This window comes from Flavobacterium bizetiae (assembly GCF_024271895.1).
GTDB lineage: Bacteria > Bacteroidota > Bacteroidia > Flavobacteriales > Flavobacteriaceae > Flavobacterium > Flavobacterium bizetiae.
Window position 1 is genome coordinate 3,988,795 of record NZ_CP091861.1, and the last position, 18,937, is coordinate 4,007,731.

At 33.8% G+C, this 18,937-nt stretch carries 17 protein-coding genes; 4 read left to right on the top strand and 13 right to left on the bottom strand.

The window, feature by feature from the left end; translation table 11 throughout:
- Nucleotides 1-53: 53 nt before the first annotated feature.
- On the top strand, nt 54-1,622 hold the full coding sequence (locus L0669_RS16965; protein ID WP_263758963.1) for a protein adenylyltransferase SelO: 1,569 nt from the start codon (nt 54-56) through the stop codon (nt 1,620-1,622).
- Between the two features lie 98 nt (nt 1,623-1,720).
- Here the strand turns inward: L0669_RS16965 and L0669_RS16970 are convergent, their stop codons facing one another.
- The gene (locus tag L0669_RS16970) at nt 1,721-2,689 is read right to left on the bottom strand and encodes a YpdA family putative bacillithiol disulfide reductase (protein ID WP_263758964.1); all 969 of its coding nucleotides are present in this window, start codon (nt 2,687-2,689) and stop codon (nt 1,721-1,723) included.
- A 4-nt stretch (nt 2,690-2,693) separates the two neighbouring features.
- Nucleotides 2,694-3,170 (bottom strand): CYTH domain-containing protein, encoded by a 477-nt coding sequence (locus L0669_RS16975; RefSeq protein ID WP_263758966.1) that lies wholly within the window; start codon nt 3,168-3,170, stop codon nt 2,694-2,696.
- 199 nt (nt 3,171-3,369) lie between these two features.
- Here L0669_RS16975 and L0669_RS16980 point away from each other — a divergent pair, with 199 nt between their 5' ends.
- Together L0669_RS16980 and L0669_RS16985 are read left to right on the top strand one after the other, a co-directional pair.
- Nucleotides 3,370-4,284: an OmpA family protein gene (locus L0669_RS16980; protein WP_263758968.1), complete on the top strand. Its 915-nt coding sequence runs from the start codon at nt 3,370-3,372 to the stop codon at nt 4,282-4,284.
- A gap of 20 nt (nt 4,285-4,304) precedes the next feature.
- Nucleotides 4,305-4,853, top strand: a complete 549-nt coding sequence (locus L0669_RS16985; RefSeq protein WP_173972962.1) for a hypothetical protein — start codon at nt 4,305-4,307, stop codon at nt 4,851-4,853.
- 285 nt (nt 4,854-5,138) lie between these two features.
- Here the strand turns inward: L0669_RS16985 and L0669_RS16990 are convergent, their stop codons facing one another.
- The 9 genes from L0669_RS16990 to L0669_RS17030 all read right to left on the bottom strand — a co-directional run bounded on the left by L0669_RS16990 (nt 5,139) and on the right by L0669_RS17030 (nt 15,120).
- Nucleotides 5,139-6,173 carry an o-succinylbenzoate synthase gene (locus L0669_RS16990; protein ID WP_263758969.1) on the bottom strand — a complete coding sequence of 345 codons (1,035 nt, stop codon included), beginning with the start codon at nt 6,171-6,173 and terminating at the stop codon, nt 5,139-5,141.
- Between the two features lie 94 nt (nt 6,174-6,267).
- Nucleotides 6,268-7,470, bottom strand: coding sequence for a tetratricopeptide repeat protein (locus L0669_RS16995; protein WP_263758971.1), 1,203 nt, complete (start codon nt 7,468-7,470; stop codon nt 6,268-6,270).
- Between the two features lie 24 nt (nt 7,471-7,494).
- Nucleotides 7,495-8,946: a S41 family peptidase gene (locus L0669_RS17000; RefSeq protein ID WP_263758972.1), complete on the bottom strand. Its 1,452-nt coding sequence runs from the start codon at nt 8,944-8,946 to the stop codon at nt 7,495-7,497.
- Between the two features lie 41 nt (nt 8,947-8,987).
- Nucleotides 8,988-9,497: a DUF2199 domain-containing protein gene (locus tag L0669_RS17005; protein ID WP_263758974.1), complete on the bottom strand. Its 510-nt coding sequence runs from the start codon at nt 9,495-9,497 to the stop codon at nt 8,988-8,990.
- 215 nt (nt 9,498-9,712) lie between these two features.
- Complete coding sequence (locus L0669_RS17010) at nt 9,713-10,390, bottom strand: metal-dependent hydrolase (RefSeq protein WP_173972967.1); 678 nt, start codon at nt 10,388-10,390, stop codon at nt 9,713-9,715.
- 30 nt (nt 10,391-10,420) lie between these two features.
- Nucleotides 10,421-11,383, bottom strand: a complete 963-nt coding sequence (gene menA / locus L0669_RS17015; protein ID WP_263758975.1) for a 1,4-dihydroxy-2-naphthoate octaprenyltransferase — start codon at nt 11,381-11,383, stop codon at nt 10,421-10,423.
- Between the two features lie 167 nt (nt 11,384-11,550).
- Nucleotides 11,551-12,384, bottom strand: a complete 834-nt coding sequence (locus tag L0669_RS17020; protein ID WP_035681238.1) for a 1,4-dihydroxy-2-naphthoyl-CoA synthase — start codon at nt 12,382-12,384, stop codon at nt 11,551-11,553.
- Between the two features lie 698 nt (nt 12,385-13,082).
- Nucleotides 13,083-13,856: a hypothetical protein gene (locus L0669_RS17025; RefSeq protein ID WP_263758977.1), complete on the bottom strand. Its 774-nt coding sequence runs from the start codon at nt 13,854-13,856 to the stop codon at nt 13,083-13,085.
- A 409-nt stretch (nt 13,857-14,265) separates the two neighbouring features.
- Nucleotides 14,266-15,120 carry a CvfB family protein gene (locus L0669_RS17030; RefSeq protein WP_263758978.1) on the bottom strand — a complete coding sequence of 285 codons (855 nt, stop codon included), beginning with the start codon at nt 15,118-15,120 and terminating at the stop codon, nt 14,266-14,268.
- 166 nt (nt 15,121-15,286) lie between these two features.
- Here L0669_RS17030 and L0669_RS17035 point away from each other — a divergent pair, with 166 nt between their 5' ends.
- A complete protein-coding gene (locus tag L0669_RS17035; RefSeq protein ID WP_263758979.1) occupies nt 15,287-16,636 on the top strand; it encodes a M20/M25/M40 family metallo-hydrolase in 1,350 nt (449 codons plus the stop codon).
- Between the two features lie 59 nt (nt 16,637-16,695).
- Here L0669_RS17035 and L0669_RS17040 read toward each other — a convergent pair whose 3' ends face one another.
- Nucleotides 16,696-17,037, bottom strand: coding sequence for a DUF2853 family protein (locus tag L0669_RS17040; protein WP_263758980.1), 342 nt, complete (start codon nt 17,035-17,037; stop codon nt 16,696-16,698).
- Nucleotides 17,038-17,131: 94 nt separating this feature from the next.
- Nucleotides 17,132-18,799, bottom strand: coding sequence for a 2-succinyl-5-enolpyruvyl-6-hydroxy-3-cyclohexene-1-carboxylic-acid synthase (gene menD / locus L0669_RS17045; protein WP_263758982.1), 1,668 nt, complete (start codon nt 18,797-18,799; stop codon nt 17,132-17,134).
- Between the last annotated feature and the right edge of the window lie 138 nt (nt 18,800-18,937).

The window sequence follows — 18,937 nt, forward strand, 5'->3', positions numbered from 1 at the left end:
TAAAAAGAATCATTTTAATCTCAATAATCTGTGGCAAAATATAAATTTCAAAAATGAAAAATTTAAAAATAAATAATCGATTTACTGCTGAATTACCTGCAGATCTTAACGAAACAAATGAAATTCGTCAGGTCTCTAATGCTGTTTTCTCTTATGTAAATCCAACAAAACCATCAAATCCTAAACTAATTCATGCTTCTAAAGAAGTAGCGGAACTGGTTGGTATTTCGCCTGAAGAAATTCAATCTGAATCGTTTTTGAATGCCTTTTCGGGAAAAGAAATTCTCCCTGAAACCCGTCCGTTTGCCATGTGTTATGCAGGGCATCAGTTTGGAAATTGGGCTGGGCAATTAGGCGACGGCCGCGCTATTAATTTAACGGAAGTTGAAAATAACAACGAATTTTTTACGCTTCAGTTAAAAGGCGCCGGAAAAACCCCCTACTCAAGAACTGCAGATGGTTTGGCTGTTTTGCGCTCTTCAGTAAGAGAATATTTATGTGCTGAAGCAATGTATCATCTGGGCGTTCCTACTACCCGATCGCTTTCGCTGATGTTGTCTGGTGATCAGGTTTTAAGGGATATTTTATACAACGGAAATCCAGCTTACGAAAAAGGCGCGATTGTTTGCCGTGTTGCGCCATCGTTTATTCGTTTTGGAAGTTTTGAAATGCTGACAGCTCGAAATGAACTCAAAAATCTAAAACAATTTGTAGAGTACAACATCAAACATTATTTTCCTGAAATAAAAGGCGAATCTAAAGAACAGTATTTGCAATTCTTTCAGACAGTTGCAGATAAAACACGCGAAATGATTTTACATTGGCAACGTGTAGGTTTTGTGCACGGTGTAATGAACACAGATAATATGTCTATTCATGGTATTACGATCGATTACGGCCCGTATGGCTGGTTAGAAAATTACGATCCGGACTGGACACCTAATACTACCGATAGTCAAAACAGAAGATATCGTTTTGGCAATCAGCCGCAAATTGCACAATGGAATTTATACCAATTAGCAAATGCGCTTTATCCGTTAATTAACGAAGCTGAGCCTTTAGAAAAAATATTAGAAACGTTTATAAACGATTACGAATCTGATTACAAAACAATGTTTTTGAGTAAATTAGGGTTATTTACTTCAACTGAAAGTAACAGTGAATTAATAACCGATTTAGAGAATGTTTTACAATTATCTGAAACCGATATGACGATCTTTTTTAGAAATTTAAGTCAAATTCTAAAATCAGACTCTGCTGAAAATGCTATTGAGAAAATAAAAGATTCGTTCTATAAACCGGAAGAAATTTCAGGAACAATTTCAGAATCCTGGACAAAATGGTTTACTGTTTATATCGAAAGATTAAATACTGAAGCATTATCAGATGAAGTTCGTTCAGAAAAAATGAATCGTATAAATCCTAAATATGTTTTAAGAAATTATATGTCTCAATTAGCCATTGATGCTGCCGACAGGGAAGATTATTCGCTAATTGACGAATTGTATACACTACTGCGAAAACCTTACGACGAACAGCCGGAATATCAAAAATGGTTCACAAAAAGACCAGATTGGGCAAGATCTAAAGTAGGTTGCTCTATGCTTTCTTGTAGTTCTTAATTTTTTTGGCCACTAATTTCACATCATGACAATCATTTTTAATCTTCACGTTAGAGATTAATTCGTGAAGATTTGTGAAATTAGTGGCTAACTTTTTTTTATTTAGAAGTAATATAATCCACAATCATATTAGCGTGAATACGCGAATTTTCGATAAACCATTTGTGCGTTTGCATTCCCCCGCAAACTACGCCTGCCAAAAACAAACCTTCAACATTGGTTTCCATTGTTTCAGGATTATAATTTGGCGTTTTTAGTTCATCATCAGACAATTGAATTCCCATTTTCTCCAGAAAAGTCAAATCTGGTTTGTAACCCGTTAATGCCAATACAAAGTCATTTTCTATAACAACTTTTCCGTTTGGAGTTTCAATTGTTACTTCATTTGCTTCAATTTCAGTAATATTAGATTCAAAATAAGCTTTGATACTTCCTTCGGCGATTCGGTTTTCGATATCAGGTTTTACCCAATATTTTACACGATTATTAATTTCGTTTTTACGAATAACCATCGTAACATTTGCTCCTTTTCTCCAACATTCTAAAGCAGCATCAACAGATGAATTATTGGCACCAACCACTAATACATTTCTAAAAGCATATTCGTGAGCTTCTTTATAATAATGTTGAACTTTAGGCAATTCTTCTCCTTTTACGTTCATTTCAATCGGAATATCATAAAAACCGGTTGCAATAATCACATTCTTAGCTTCATACGAAGATTTATCAGTCGTAATTTTAAAAGATTTGTTGTCTAATTTTAAAACCTGATTTACTTTTTCAAATAAATGAATCGAGAATTTAAAATAACGGTGGATATTTCTATAGTATTCTAAAGCTTCCTGACGACCAGGCTTTGGAGCCAGACAATTAAACGGAATATCGCCAATTTCAAGTCTTTCTGCTGTTGAGAAAAAAGTCATATACAACGGATAATTGAAAATGCTGTTTACAATGGCTCCTTTCTCAATAATTAAGTAACGTAAATTTTTCTTTTGAGCTTCAATGGCGCAGGCAAGTCCTATTGGCCCTCCTCCAACGATGATCAAATCATATTGTTCTGTCATAACTTTATTGCTTTTCCCAGCTTTTAAAAGGATTTTTACTCAAATAAGCATTGTAGTATCTTTTATCATTAGTTACTTCTTCGCCCAGCCAATCTGGCTTTTCAAATGCTTCTGTTTCAGATTCAAGCTCGATTTCTGCCATCACCAATCCTTCATTTTCTCCATAAAATTCATCAATTTCAAAAACGTGTTTTCCTGATTGTACTTCAAAACGAGTTTTCTCTATTTTTCCTTTTTCGCATAATCTAAGTAATTCCTGCGCTTCATCAACCGGAATTTCATTTTCCCATTCAAAACGAGACATACCTCCATGCTGACCAATTCCTTTTATGGTAATAAAGCCTTTATTTCCTTTTATTCTAACGCGAACGGTTCTTTCAGGAATCGAACTCAAGTATCCCTGGGCAATTTTATTTTGGGTAAAAGCCTGTTCTTTATAATCATCTGATTTTACAAGAAACTTTCTTTCTATTTCGACCATTTTTATTGTCTAAATTTAATTTTTATGCAAGTTACTCAATTTAATTCAGTCTTAAAATTGAGATTCAGGAATCTGTGATAGTTTATCAAAGTTTTATAATCCTCTCAAAATTAAGCATATAACTTTAAAATAACTGATTATTAATACATTATGTATCTATTTTTTTGTTAAATTTGATTGAATCTTAATTTCATCACTTATGTCTAAAAAAGCATTTTATCTATTAGGCATTGCAATAACAATCATTTTAGGTACCTATTTGTATGTAGAATTCTGTTGCAATTGCGCTATTAAAACACCAGCGGCAGATACTGAAAAAGTATCCGTAGTTGTGGCTGAGGAGACTATTTTCGTCCCTTTTATTCTAAATGGTTCAGGAATTGATTATCATACCAATGATAATATCAAGTTCCTTAAAAACAGTTTTGCAGTAGTCCTGCCTGTTAGTGATTCTGTAGCAGTTGGAATCGAAAATCTTAAAACATTTTTGATTGCAAATCCTAAACAAAAAATAACAATTACGGGTTATGCTACTTCTGATGAGACAAATTCTTCAACTTTTGAAAATCTGGGGCTTGCAAGGGCAAATGATATTAAAAAGTATTTTGTTTCGAAAGGATTATCCGGTTCTCAGTTTGATACAAAAGGAGAAATAGTAGATAAGTGGAAAACAAGTAAGGATACGCTATTAGGACCTGCTGAATATAAATTTGAAACTACGGAAACTGCTCCTGCTGTAACTACTGATGAATGGGTTATTCTTAAGGATAAAATTAATGGTGATCCGTTAATTTTACATTTCAGTACCAATAAATCAAGTAACCAATTATCCGAAGCTGAGAAACAAAAAGTGGCTGATCTGGTTAAATATATGGACCATGAAAAAGACGCGGTGATTTTGGCCGTTGGACATAGTGATAATGTTGGAAATCGTGATTCTAATGTTGTACTTGGGCAAAAACGTGCTGAATTTTCTAAAAACTATCTGTCTAAGAAAGGAATCGATGGCAGCCGTATTACAACCGACTCAAAAGGACCTGATGAGCCTATTGGAGAAAATGCAACGGCAGAAGGAAAAGCAAACAACAGAAGAACTGTAATTACAATCAAATAATTAATCAAAAATATACTATTATGAATATACCATGTATCTTAATACCGGCGCTAGTGGGATTAATCTGTGGAATTTTGGGTTACTTACTAGGAAAAATGAATTCAAAAGGAGATGATTCACTTGCATTGTCATTACAAGCTGATCTCGATGCCTGTAAAGCAAATACCCGAAATTTAAATGCTAAAATCTCTTCTTTAGAAGCCGATTTAGCATCAAAAGCAACTATTTCTTCTCAACAATCGTTTACTGCTCCTGCAGCTCCTGCATTATTATTTGATGCGGCATTGGCTACAACAGTTTACGGTAAAAAAATAAAAGAAAATGATTTGAAAATTGTAGAGGGAATCGGGCCAAAAATTGAAGCCTTGTTTAATGCTGCAGGAATTACAACCTGGCGTGAACTCTCAGAAACTTCAACAGAGAAATTACAATCTATTCTTGATGCTGGCGGAGAAAATTACGCCATTCACAATCCAAGTACCTGGGCAAGACAAGCTCTACTGGCTTACCAGGGAAAATGGCAGGAACTAAAAGACTGGCAAGAAGGTTTACTTGGAGGAAAAGAGTAAAGGAAAGGCTCAAAGACTCAAAGGTACAGCGTTGCAAAGATTTAAACTTTGTAACGCTGTACCTTTTTTTATTTCTTATTATCAAACCTCTGAACCTTTGTTGCTATGCACCTTTGAACCTCCTAAAAAAAAAGACTGGCAAGAAGGTTTACTTGGAGGAAAAGAATAAAGGAAAGTTTCAAAGACTTAAAGGTACAAAGTTGCAAAGGTTTAAAACTTTGTAATTCTTTACCTTTTTTATTATCAAACCTCTGAACCTTTGTTGCTCTGCACCTTTGAACCTCCTTAAAAAAATGATTCCCATTTTTTAGCTGTATTGTACCATAATTGTCCTTGCGAAACTTCAAGCGGGCAATCGATATTATTGGTATAAAGCGCTCCGGTTCCTAAACCTTGCGGCATTTTTGAATCCTGAATAAATGTCCATTGCGAAATAGCATTGAGACCGATATTACTTTCTAATGCTGATGTAATCCACCAGCCAATATCGTATTTGTTGGCCAAATCAATCCATTCTTTTGTTCCTCTGAAACCTCCTATAAAACTTGGTTTAAGGATAATGTATTGTGGTTTGATTTTCTGCAATAATTTTTCTTTTTCTTCGAATGAAAAAATACCAATTAATTCTTCGTCTAATGCAATAGGAAACGGAGTTGTTTTGCACAAATCTGCCATTTCCGTAGTGTTTCCTTTCTTAATAGGCTGCTCAATACTATGAAGCTGAAATTGATTCAATTGATTGAGTTTATCTAAAGCTTCGTCTAAAGCGAAAGCACCGTTAGCATCAACCCGAATTTCGATTTGATCTGCCGAAAAATGATTGCGAATAAAGCCTAATAATTCTAATTCTTTTTGAAAATCAATTGCGCCAATTTTGAGTTTGATACAATCAAATCCGTCGGCTAATTTTTCTTCTATTTGTTGTTTCATATATGAAGCTTCACCCATCCAAACCAATCCGTTTATTACAATAGATTTAGTATTTCGGGTAAAATCAGAAGGAAATAAAACATACGGATTTTGGCTTTTAAGTGATAAAAAAGCCATCTCAATCCCAAATTGTATCGAAGGGAATTCTAACAAAGCTTCCCATAATGCTTTTTCGCCTAAATGAATATTCTCACAAGCCCAATTGAGTTTATCTTCATAATCATCACGATCATCTGCACTCAAACCACGTAATATTCCGCACTCTCCTATTCCTTTTTTACCATTTTCTTCAAGAATGATAAACCAGGTTTCTTTCTCGGTCATAACGCCTCTGGATGTCCCGGAAGGTCGTTTGAACTCTAACATGTATTTTTGGTAAGTTGCTTTCATTTTTTTTAGGTACTAAGGCGCTAAGGTGCTGAGATATTGAAAAACTTAGAAACTAAAAAACTCAGTACCTTAGTATCTCAGCACCTTAGCACCTCTAATTATATAATTTTAAAACTCTTTCAAAGTCTTTTGATGGTAATCCTGCTTTTTCGAAAATGACAAAATCTTGTTTGGTCTTTTCTTTCCAGCTTAAACTATCGGTAACGTTTTGAGTTTGGTATTTTTTATAAATCGCCTTTGCTTCGCTGTAATCATCGCTGACCAAATAAACATGCGCGAGATTTAATTTTACCAGTAATTCGGTATCATCTAATTTTTCTCCTTCTTTCAGGAACTTAATCGCTTTTGCATATTGTTTGGTCAAAATGTAGCAATAACCAATAGAACCATAATCGATTGCGGTTGCTTTTCCGTCGTTGATGATGGTATTTAGTTTTTGAATTGCTTCGTTATATTTTTGCAATTTTATTAAAGTCGAGGCCTGGGTTCTCAAATCGTTATAAACGTTTTTAGAAATGTCGGCATCTTTATAACAGCTGTTTCCAAAATCTTTATAGACTTTGTTTTTCTCGATTGGCAATAATTTCTGAAACTCTGTGTAACGGTATTGTTTCATTATTTTCTCGAGAATACAAACGCAAAAATCATCAGAATTGGCCATTTTTTGTGCCATTGTAGATGTTTTACAAAGACTGATAATTTCGTTTTTGTTGTCCTGATTCCATCCGCGATTTAATTTTGAATCAACCCACGGCACCACTTCCAGTACAATTTTCTGGTTTAAAAGCCAGTTTTTACTATGAAAACCAAACCATAAGGTATTAATGTTTTGTCCTAAACAAGAAGATTTATCAAGCGATAATCGTTTAGCATCTTTACTTAAAGGTTCTTCCTGAGCGTAACAGGCTTTATCTGTTTTACCGTCAGAGATGTATTTTTTTGCGTTTTCGTTTGATGTAAAAAGCGCATAAGAACACGTATCATCTCCTGAAATTTTAGACATTAAAAAAACTGCTCCGGCTGAACCCTGAGAAATTCCTGTTGGATCCGGGATAGATTTTAATACCGAAACCAAACTGTTTGTCATTTCCTGATTTTCGTCTAAAAGCGTAATTCTATAAACGATTTCTGTGGTTCCAACTGGCAGATCTTCTGTTTTAAGCACGATTCGGTCTCGTGCCGCCACTATAATTTCTTTTGTTGTAGCACGTTCCTTGTCCCAATAGCCATCTTTTTGAGCAAAAGTGTGGCAAGAAACTGTAATTAAAATAAATAAAATTATTTTTCTAAAATTCATGTTACGATTTTTTAAATCATTTATTTAGTTCGCATTCAATATTTTTTCTGTAAATCTAACCCAATCATATTCAGGAATGCTTTTATCAAGATAATAATCCGGCTGAATTCCTTTACCATCAATTTGCATGCCCGGAATTCTAAAACTTTTTGATAATGAATAACCTAACTTTAAATCTTTGCAAGGCGAATCAACAAAATGCATGTTCGAAATATCTAAAACGCCTTCGGTTGTTGTTCCAAAAAATTTCACTTTTTTGCTTTGTTTTGCCAGCAGCAAAAACTCTTCGGTCGTACTTGCATTATTTTCGTTTATAATGATTCCGATATTTTTTGGATTGCTATAAACGATATCTAACTTACTTTCCTGAACTATCGCATCGTCAAGGCTAACAAATTTCCCTATATTCAAATTTAATTTTTCTAATCCTTTTCGTGCCCATTCTTTATCTTCAGCTGACCAATCCGGATTTGCCATGAATTCTTCCATTCTTTTATTGTTCTGAACTGTAGATAAATATTCTGTACCAATGGTTCTGATTGGGTTTGTGTATAAATAAGGAATTATTTCCTGAAAACTGGCATCAGCTCCTCCTCCATTATTTCTTAAGTCGATGATTAGATTTTCTTTTGACATAATTAATGCTTTATTTGCCGCTAGTACACTATCAATGGCTTTTTTGTTTGAATAATCGAATGAAGGGATTCGTAATAAAATGGTTTTACCTGATATTTCTTTAATAAATGGATTCTCAGCTGTTAATGATTCGATATAACTATCAATTTCAGGGGTATTTCCCGGATTTACAGGAAACTTTCTTTGTAAGGAAACAAATCCAATCTTTAAAAAGTTATTTCCGACAAGTTTGACTTCTTTGAAATTTCTGCTAGAATAGTCACCGAAAAAGAATACCGCGCTATAAGTTTTATCAGAGCTTTCTTTTATTTTGAATTTTACCTGATATTGTTTCCATTTCGTGTTTTTAGCCTCTAGAATGTAGCCAATGTATTCATCCTTTCTTTTTGTAACTCCAATAGTATACGGGCCTGTTGTCCAGATCCCTTCAAGACTTGGCTGCGCGATATTTGCCAGACTGTTTTTTAATTGTTCTTCACTTATTTCGAGTTTCTCCCACTCTTTTTCTGGTGCAGTATTGTTTTGAGCGGTTGATTTGTTTGCAACATCCTGATTTATAGATAAGGATAAATGTTCCGGTCGAAAGAATAACATCCAGTCAAAAAGGACGTCTCTGCAAGTGTTTAAATCTTTTATTTTTTTGACTTTTTTGCTAAAAAGATTGTTATGATCTTCATATGCGGTGGTTCCTTTTTTGTCTATAACGAATTGAAATCCTGCATCATTTTCTTGGAAATTTTTCTTTAACCAGTTAAAATTGTCCTGACAAGAACATTTTTGGGCAAATGTGTTGCATGAAACAACAAGGAAAAGCAAAATAAGCCGTTTTTTTAGATTCATTTTTTTAAGTTTGATTGTTCGATTTGATTTGATGATGATTGTTATAGTATTGCGCGAATCCTCTTTTCGGCTTCTTCTTTTGTAATTCCGTTATAGAAATCTTTTACAAAAGGATGATCGAAATCTTTATGAGGAAAAATTGCCGGGCGATTATTTCCGGTTTGAGTTACTACTGTTGTGGGAATGCTTTTTGAAAATTCGTATTGCGGAATATAGTTGCAAAGCCATCCAAAATATTCGGTTTCGTGATTTTCGTTGTCGAAGTTTTCCAGATAGTCATTAAAACTTGTTTCGCTTAATGAAACCCAGAAACCGTATTCAAGATCTTCGCAATGATCATTTACTTTTTGAATTAAAATAACTCTTGCAAATCGATCTATATGATCATCTGAATGTTTGATGACACAGAAATCTTCATCGATAACTGCGATTTCTTCTTTTTCCTGAGGTGAAAGATTGTGGTAACTACTTGGTGCATTGTAGGTTATTGCGGGCCAGCTTTCGTGCTCTTTGCCGCAACAATCGCAAATAAATGTAATGGTGTCGTTCATATAAATTTCTTATGAATACTAAAATCCTAGCCCCGATAGAGGCGGTATCCTTTTTTGAGAAGATTTTTCATCTTCTCAAAAAAGATATAGCCGAAAGCGGGAAATAGCTCCTTAAAGTTTATAAAACTCTAAAATTTAAATTCCAAATTCCAAATCTGATTTTGAAAATTTGAGATTGGATATATTATAAAAGCTTTGATCCAGTTTTCTGTACATTATAATTCTATTGATTCTCCGATTTCGAGAAGCATTAAGTCTTTTCCTTTATCGAAAAATTTACGAATAGCTTCTTCATGATTGATTTCGATATAACCAAAAGTATCAAAATGATAGCCCAGAATCTTATCGCACTCGATGAAATCTGAAGCGATAATAGCATCTTCAACATCCATCGTGAAATTGTTTCCGATTGGAAGAATGGCTAAATCCAGTTCTGTACGCAACGGAATCAGTTTCATATCGTATGTAAGGGCTGTATCGCCGGCAATGTAGATGTTTTTGTGCTCGCTTTCGATCACAAAACCTCCTGGATTTCCTCCGTAACTTCCGTCAGGAAAAGAACTTGAGTGAATTGCGTTTACATATCTTACTTTTCCGAAATCGAACTGCCAGCTTCCGCCGTGATTCATTGGGTGGGCTTTGATTTCTCTTTGTGCGTAGTAACTTGCGATTTCAGCATTCGAAACTATAGTAGCATCAGTGCGTTTTGCAATGGCTTCTGCATCAAGAATATGATCGCCATGTGCGTGTGTAAGCAGGATATAATCTGCTTTTAGGGTGTTTATGTCAATTGCCGAAGCTTTTGGATTTCCTGTAATAAAAGGATCAACAAGAATGTGTTTTCCCCCAACTTCAATGCCTAAAGAGGCGTGTCCGAAATACGTGATTTTCATTTTGTTTGAATTTTAAAGTTGAACGTTATTTTATCTTCCGCCTAAGAAAAGGTTCACAATAATGTCTGAAATCAAAGAAATCATACAAACTGTTAGTAATATTGAAAGCAGGAATGTGCTTAATGCCAGTTTTTTTAATTCAGGATCTAACAACTTAGGGTTTTGGTTTTTATAAACCGTAATTAAATGTTTGGTTAAAGGTATGTAAGCAAGTAAAAACAAATATTGATCGAAGTTGTAATCGCTTAAAATGGCAAAAATAACCACACAAAGCATTGCAGTAATAATCAATGAAAAGTGATAGATTTTGGCTTTCGCTCCTCCTATTTGAACGACGATGGTGTTTTTTCCTGATTTTCGGTCAGATTCTTCATCACGCATATTATTCAGGTTTAAAACTCCAACACTTAGTAAACCAATAGCAATTGCCGGAAGAATTAAAAGCGGGTCTATTTCTTTAGAATATAAAAAGTTAACGCCTAAAGTACTTACCAAACCGAAGAATATAAACACAAATAGGTCTCCAAATCCTTTATATCCGTAAGCTGAATTACCAACTGTATAACGAATTGCCGAAACAATTGCAGCGATTCCTAACAGTAAAAAGAAGATTGAATATCCGAAATTACTTTCGCCAAAAGCAAAATAAATTAGGGTAATAGCAGATAATAATGTTAGTACAGAAGTAATTATTATGGCTTTTTTCATGGCCTGAGGGGTAATAATACCACTCTGAATAGCGCGTTTTGGCCCTACTCTGTCGTCATTATCGGTTCCTTTTACTCCGTCTCCGTAATCATTGGCAAAATTGGATAGAACCTGTAATCCTAAGGTTGTTAAGAGTGCAAAACCAAAAATTTTCCAACTGAATACTTCTGTTGGTGTATCGATTGTAGATGTTGGATTTGAAAGCGCGTAGATACTTCCAACAATAATTCCGGAAACTGATAAAGGCAATGTGCGCAATCGTGCGGCTTCAATCCAATGTTTCATGTTTTTATTTTAGATTTTAAAATTTAGATTTTAGATTGTTGGATTTTTTTATTTTAAAAATCTAAAATCTGTAATCTAAATAAATATTATTTTTTTTACTCTAGAGTTGAGATGTCAGTTTCAGATTAAAAAAAAATCTAAAATCTAACAATCTAAAATCTAAAATATTAAGGCAACCATTTATTTTCTCCAAAGTTTGGTTTTCTTTTTTCTAAGAATGCGTTTCTTCCTTCTTTAGCTTCTTCTGTCATATAAGCCAGACGAGTTGCTTCTCCGGCAAAAACCTGTTGCCCTACCATTCCGTCGTCTGTAAGGTTCATGGCGAATTTTAGCATTTTGATTGAAGTTGGAGATTTCTGAAGGATTTCCTGAGCCCATTCATAAGCTGTATCTTCTAACTCATCATGAGGAATTACGGCATTTACCATTCCCATGTCCATTGCTTCCTGAGCAGAATAATTTCTTCCTAAAAAGAAAATCTCACGCGCTTTTTTCTGACCTACCATTTTAGCCAAATAAGCAGATCCGTAACCTCCGTCGAAACTGGTTACATCAGCGTCTGTTTGTTTAAAAATAGCGTGTTCTTTACTTGCCAAAGTCATATCGCAAACTACGTGCAAACTGTGTCCGCCACCAACTGCCCAGCCCGGAACAACTGCAATTACTACTTTTGGCATAAAACGAATTAAACGCTGAACTTCAAGAATATTCAAACGATGTTGACCGTCTTCACCCACATAACCCTGGTGTCCGCGCGCGTTTTGATCTCCTCCGCTGCAAAAAGAATAAACACCATCTTTTGTTGATGGTCCTTCTGCAGAAAGTAAAACTACTCCGATTGAAGTATCTTCTTGTGCGTCGTAAAAAGCCTGGTATAATTCTGAAGTTGTTTTAGGACGAAAAGCATTTCTAACATTAGGTCTGTTAAAGGCGATTCTGGCAACTCCGTTACATTTTTTATAAGTTATATCTTCAAATTCTCTGGCAGTAATCCAATCCATTTCTATTTGTTTTATTTTTAATAATTATAGTGTAAAAATAAACCATTTTTACATTTTTACCTACTCTATTTGCTTTAAGTCTGTACGAAAATTACTTTCAATGTTAACAATTGCCGGTCTGACATAAAAAATAACATTTTTTAACATTAGTTTCAGAAAATAATAAGTAATTTTACACCCTAGAAATCAATGAGATACATTTTTATTTCATCGATTTGGGATTGATTTTCTTTCACTGATTTATTAACCTAAAAAATGATTTTTTTGAGAAAATTTAAAAAATTTGTCGCTCATTTTTTTATGGTTTTAAATAGTAAACCCGTAAATAATGGGCAAATGATTTACTCATTTATCGAAACTTCGAAAAGGAGATAGTAACACCTAAGGTTAAAGGCTAGAATTGTTTAGTAATTAGTATAAAATTGATTACGAAAAGAGGAAAAAATGCTAACTGAAACTTTCTATACATTATTTTATAAAACCAAATGGATTAGCCGTGAAATCGACATTTCGCTTTTGAGTATGAATGTATAAATTATTTAAAGACATACGTTTCAAGAAGTAATTTCTAAAATTTTTAAAGCTATTATTTCTTGAAGGATTCAAATTATTTTATTTCTGTTTTTTTTTAATTACAATTTTTTTTAAAACTAGAATAAAAAGGGAAAGGCTACTTGTAATGAGTAGCCTTTCCTGTTTTAATTTGTAATCTTTATTAGTTTTACCGGAACTTTATTAGAGTAAATAATGCCATCAAATATAACATATCCGTTTTCTTTTATCTCTTTTTTCCGATCCTGACTTAATCTTTTATTCGTAAAAACAGAATCATTCTTTAAAGAAAGTGAACCTAAATTTGGTTTCTTCTTGTCGATATTCGAAAACCACATTTGACTATTTCTATAAGGCAAATTAGTTACTGAAGTAAAATATTTTGTTTCTCCAGGCTGAAGAAAATAACCTTGTAATGATTCATCAATATCATTGACATATTCTAGCTGGTATTTCCTAAAAATTCGGTTTTTTCTTAAAAACTTAGAGACTATAGTATCTAGCTCTTTAATTTTCATTAGTTCAAAACCGTTGCCGCACATATTTTCGGCCCTTGTGGAACTTCCATCTAAAATAGAATCTTTTTTATACATGCTAAAGCCAATCGAATTATAAGCATAATCTTTTCTTCCTAAAGCTTCTCTGTAAAGATCTCGTTCGACAGTTCCCAGATTATTCTCGTTGAGCATTATAAAATATTTTTTATCTGAAATATTAGTTATTTTATAATGAAGAATGTTTTTTGAAAGACTATCGTATTTTGCATTTGGTTTATAAAAAACTTCCCGGAAATCATCCATATAAACATCTTCAACACAAACAATCTCATTGGTCAGTAATTCAAGTTTTAAATCTTGCTTGTTTTTCTGACACGAAAAAAGAACGAAGCACGAAAGGCTTAAAAAGATCATTTTTTTCATAAACTCTAAATATTTTTTAAATTTCAATAAAAAAAATCCAAATTCCAACCGAAATCTGGTAATCTTGGGATTTGGTATTTTAAATTTTCCAAGATTGAAAACTAATAGTTTAAAGAGCTTGTTCCTAAACTTTGACAAGTTTTTTTTTACTTGTAAACTTGTCAGACATTGCCTGTGGTTTCAACCACAGGGTGCAATATTATCAAGCCTTGTATTGTATTCCCGTGGTTGAAACCACGGGCAATGTTTGAAGATAGGAATTAAAGTAGGCTTTCACAAAAGTTACTTACACTCTTGTTTGAAACCTTTGGCTGTGATTACGGTAAATTACAAAAAATAAAATCCAAATTCCAATATATACGATTCATATTGGAATTTGGAATTAAAAAAATATTGGAATTTTAGAAAACTATTCTTTTACAAGATAAATCCCGTCTTCTTTAATTTCTATCAGTTTATCTTTGTATAAAGCTCCAATTGCTTTTTTGAAAGTCTTTTTACTCATTTTTAACACCGTTTTGATGTCTTCAGGATGCGAAGCGTCGTTTAGACGTAAAAAACCACGGCTGGCTCTTAATTCGTCTAATATTTTTTCTGCATTTGGCTCAATACTTTGATAACCTTGTACTTGCAAAGCAACGTCTATTTTGTTATCAGGACGGATGTTTTTAATAAATCCGATCATTCTGTCACCGGTTCTAATCGCATCATCGTAAACTTCATCTTTATACAACAATCCTTTGTGCTGCTCGTTGATGATTACATTGATTCCTAATTCGGTAATATGCGAAACGATCAAATCAACTTCTTCACCTTTCTCAACCGTTAGGTTTTCATTGCTTAAAAATTGGTTCAATTTACTTGAAGCGACCAAACGATTGGTTTTTTCGTCCATATAAAGGTAAACTAAGTAACGTTTTCCTTTTTCCATTGGTCGGGCTTGTTCTTTAAACGGAACAAGGATGTCTTTTTCCATCCCCCAATCCATAAAAGCACCAACCTGATTAATGTAATTCACTCTTAAAAGTGCAAATTCATTCAGTAATATATAAGGTTCCAGTGTGGTAGCAACCGGACGTTGTTCGTGGTCTAAATATACAAAGACGATCAATTCTTCGCCTATTTCAAATTCGTTGGGAACGTATTTATTGGGTAATAATATATCGTGAATTCCTTCCGGATCTTTTTCAGGATTTCCTAAAAATAAACCAACTTTGGTATCACGTAATATAGTAAGGGTATTGTATTTTCCTATTTCAATCATATTCTTGAGGTTCTAAGCTGTAAAGCAGCTAAGTTTCTAAGGTGCAAATGTACGAAGTTTGAAAATGGTACAACGAAAAAAGTTTTAGATAAAATCAGCTAAAACATCTTTTTAGGGTTTCTGTTTTTTTTAAGTAAATTTGAGGATCTAAATTAATCCCAAATCAATGAAAAAGACCATTTTTTATTCTGTATTTACATTTCTGTTTTTTACTCAAATTACCTTTTCTCAGGTCGCTGAAGATCCTGAAATAAAAAAAATGATTACCGAAATTAAAGCCGAAAACCTTGAGGCTACTGTTCGAAAGTTAGTTTCTTTCGGGACACGACATACTTTAAGCGATACTAAAAGCAAAACCAAAGGAATTGGCGCTGCACAACAATGGGTAAAATCTGAATTTGATAAATATGCATTGGAATCTGGCGGAAGATTAACTGCTGTAATTGATTATTTTGAAGTGAAAGCAGACGGAAAACGTATAAACAAAGACAGTCAGCTTGGGAATGTAATGGCGACTCTTAAAGGAACTGATCCAAATGATAACCGTGTTCTTATTATAAGCGGACATCTTGATTCGAGAGTTTCTGATGTTATGAATATTAAATCTGATGCTCCCGGTGCCAATGATGACGCTTCCGGAGTTGCGGCTGTAATGGAACTAGCGAGAGTAATGAGTAAAAGATCTTTTTCTGCCACTATTATTTTTGTTGCTGTAGTTGGCGAAGAACAAGGACTTATAGGTGCGCGTCATCTTGCTGAAACGGCAAAAGAATCGAACTGGAATATCATGGCAATGCTTAATAATGATATGATTGGTAATAGTTTGTCGAGCGGAACTAATTTAAGAGATAATACTCAAATTAGGGTTTTTAGCGAGACAATTCCGTTTCTGGAAACCGAAGACGAAGCCAAGATGCGTAAAGCAACAAGTCGTGAAAATGATAGTCCGTCGAGATTATTGGCGCGTTACATTAAAACCGTTACAGAGCAATATGTAGACCAGTTAAAAGTAAAATTAGTATACAGAAACGATCGTTTTTTACGTGGAGGCGATCACACTCCGTTTAGTCAAAATGGATTTACAGCAGTTCGTTTTTGCGAAACGAATGAGAATTTCGATCACCAACATCAGGATTTAAGAACTGAAAACGGTATTAAATACGGTGATTTAGTTGAATTTATGGATTTTGAGTATTTAAGAAAAAATACTTGTTCTAATTTAGCCACTTTGGCCAACTTAGCGTGGTCGCCAAAAGCGCCAGTAAATGTAGGAATAGAAGTTAAAAATCTTTCTAATTCATCTGCATTCTCCTGGACCGCTCCGGAAGGAAAGGCGCCTTATGGTTATCAGATTTTAATGAGAGAAACGGCTTCTTCGCATTGGGAGAAAACATTTTTTGTAAAAGATACCAAGGCGGAAATTCCGTATTCTAAAGACAACTACTTTTTTGCTATACAAACTGTAGACGAGTTAGGTCATGCAAGTTTACCCGTATTCCCGGTCCCGATTCGTTAAGAATATAAAATATAAAAAGCGCCATTAAGGCGCTTTTTGCTTTTTAAATCGGGTGAGATTTATTTGTAAACACTTTCTTTTTTAAAATGCAATGTCAGAAGATAATACACCACCGCTCTGTATTTGTGCTTATTTGATTTACCATATTGCTCCAGAACATCCGCTATTGCTTTGTCTAAAGCAGGGCTGTCAGCCAAACCTAATTTCTTAATCAGGAAATTCTTTTTTACAGTATCTAATTCTGATTGCTGACTTCCGGCAACCGTAGACGAATCTGCATTATAAATAGAGGGTCCGCAACCTATAGTAACTTTAGTAAGTAAATCCATATTTGGTGTTATTCCACATTTTTCTTTAAGATCCTGTGCATACTTTTTAATTAATTCTTCTCTTGCGCTCATAAATAAAAATTTAAATTTGATTAGATTTATAAAATCCAAATTTAAAGATTTATCTTACAATAAAAACTATTTTAACTTTATTTTATTTACAAGACTATACTAGTTCTTTAAAATATTGTTTTAAAACAGCATCGTTTTCTAAAGTTGGTGTAAATACCTCCAGAATTCCGGCAGCACTATCATTACTGTAAAGGTTTTCTATTCCTTTTTCAAGAGATGCTACGTCATTGGCTGTAAAATAATTAAGCTTGTACATCTTTGCCAAATGTTCTGCTGTGAGATTGTGCGAAGTTTCGAAATAAGTATTAAAAACAGGCTTTTCTTCATGTCCCGGTAGAATTCTAAAGATTCCTCCTCCTCCATTATTAATCAAGATAATTTTGAAGTTTTTAGGAATGTAAGAATTCCATAGAGCATTGCTATCGTATAAAAAACCAATATCACCGGTAATAAATACAGTTTGTTTATCGCTTCTTCCTACCGCCGCGCCTACTGCTGTTGATGTACTTCCGTCAATACCACTTGTTCCGCGGTTGCAATACACTTCGATTGAAGGGTCAATCTCAATTAACTGCGCATAACGAATCGCTGAACTATTACTAATTTGCAGCTGACTGTTTTTAGGAAGCGATTCTATTACTTTTTCGAATACTTTAAAATCTGAGAATGTAATTTTACGCAAATATTCCTGTTTTCTGATTTTTCTTAAATCGTAGATTTTATCAATTTTAGAGAAATATTTACTCGAAACAAATGTTGTTTTTGGAAGCAGTTCTTTGAAAAAATCTTCTGGTTCCATTACAAAATGTTTACTTAAAGCATTAAATGTATCGTAAGCACGCAATGTATCTATATGCCAGTGATGTGCAGGTTTATATTTTCGTAAAAAAGCCTTAATACGTTTTGAAACAATCATACCACCAAAAGTGATTAAAACTTCCGGTTCTAATTCTTTAAAATCAAAATCGTCAAAAGGTGTAATTAAGCTGTCTATACTATTAATAAAACTTGGATCATGCAAGTTTGATGTCGTCTCCGTAAGCACTACAATTGAAGGATCTTTGGCAAAGTTTTCCAGAATTTCGCTGCTAACAGAATTGGCTTCGTTTATACCTCCGATAAGAATTAATTTTCTTTTTGAAGTATTCCAGACAGTAACAACATCCTCAATATTTTCTATGATTTTTGTTCCAAGAATTTCTTCTGAATGGGTAATTTTTGGTTCAACAGAAAGTTCTGAAACCGTTTCGTATAAGGGTTCTTCGAATGGTGCATTAATATGAACCGGTCCTTTTTTAAGAATAGCCGCTTCTATTGCTTTATTAATTTTTAAATCATTTTCTACAGAAGCCTCTTCGGTTAAATTGGCATTGAAAACCGAATGATTCTGAAAAACATTTTCCTGACGAATGGTTTGACCATCACCAATATCAATCTTACTTTGCGGACGATCTGCCGAAATTACGATTAACGGAATCTGACTGTAAAATGCTTCGGCTACAGCCGGATAATAATTTAATAAAGCTGATCCTGAGGTACAAACAACCGCAGTCGGCTGTTTGGTTTGTTGTGCAATTCCTAAGGCAAAAAAAGCAGCGCAACGTTCGTCGGCAATGCTGTAACATTTAAAATTAGGATTTTGTGCAAAACCTATTGTTAAAGGTGCGTTTCTTGATCCCGGAGAAATTATAATATTCGTGATTTCTTTTGCTAAACAAATTTCGATAATGCTTTGAGCAAGCGCTATTTTGGGGTAAATCATTCTTATGTGTATTATTTTTTAAAGAAAATCTAAAAGTCTAAGATTTCTTTTTCATAAACACAAAGTTACAAACTTCGTGTTGGATTTAACTTATAAATAGGAAGATATTAAGGGCTGTTTTTAGAAAAAGGAGATATA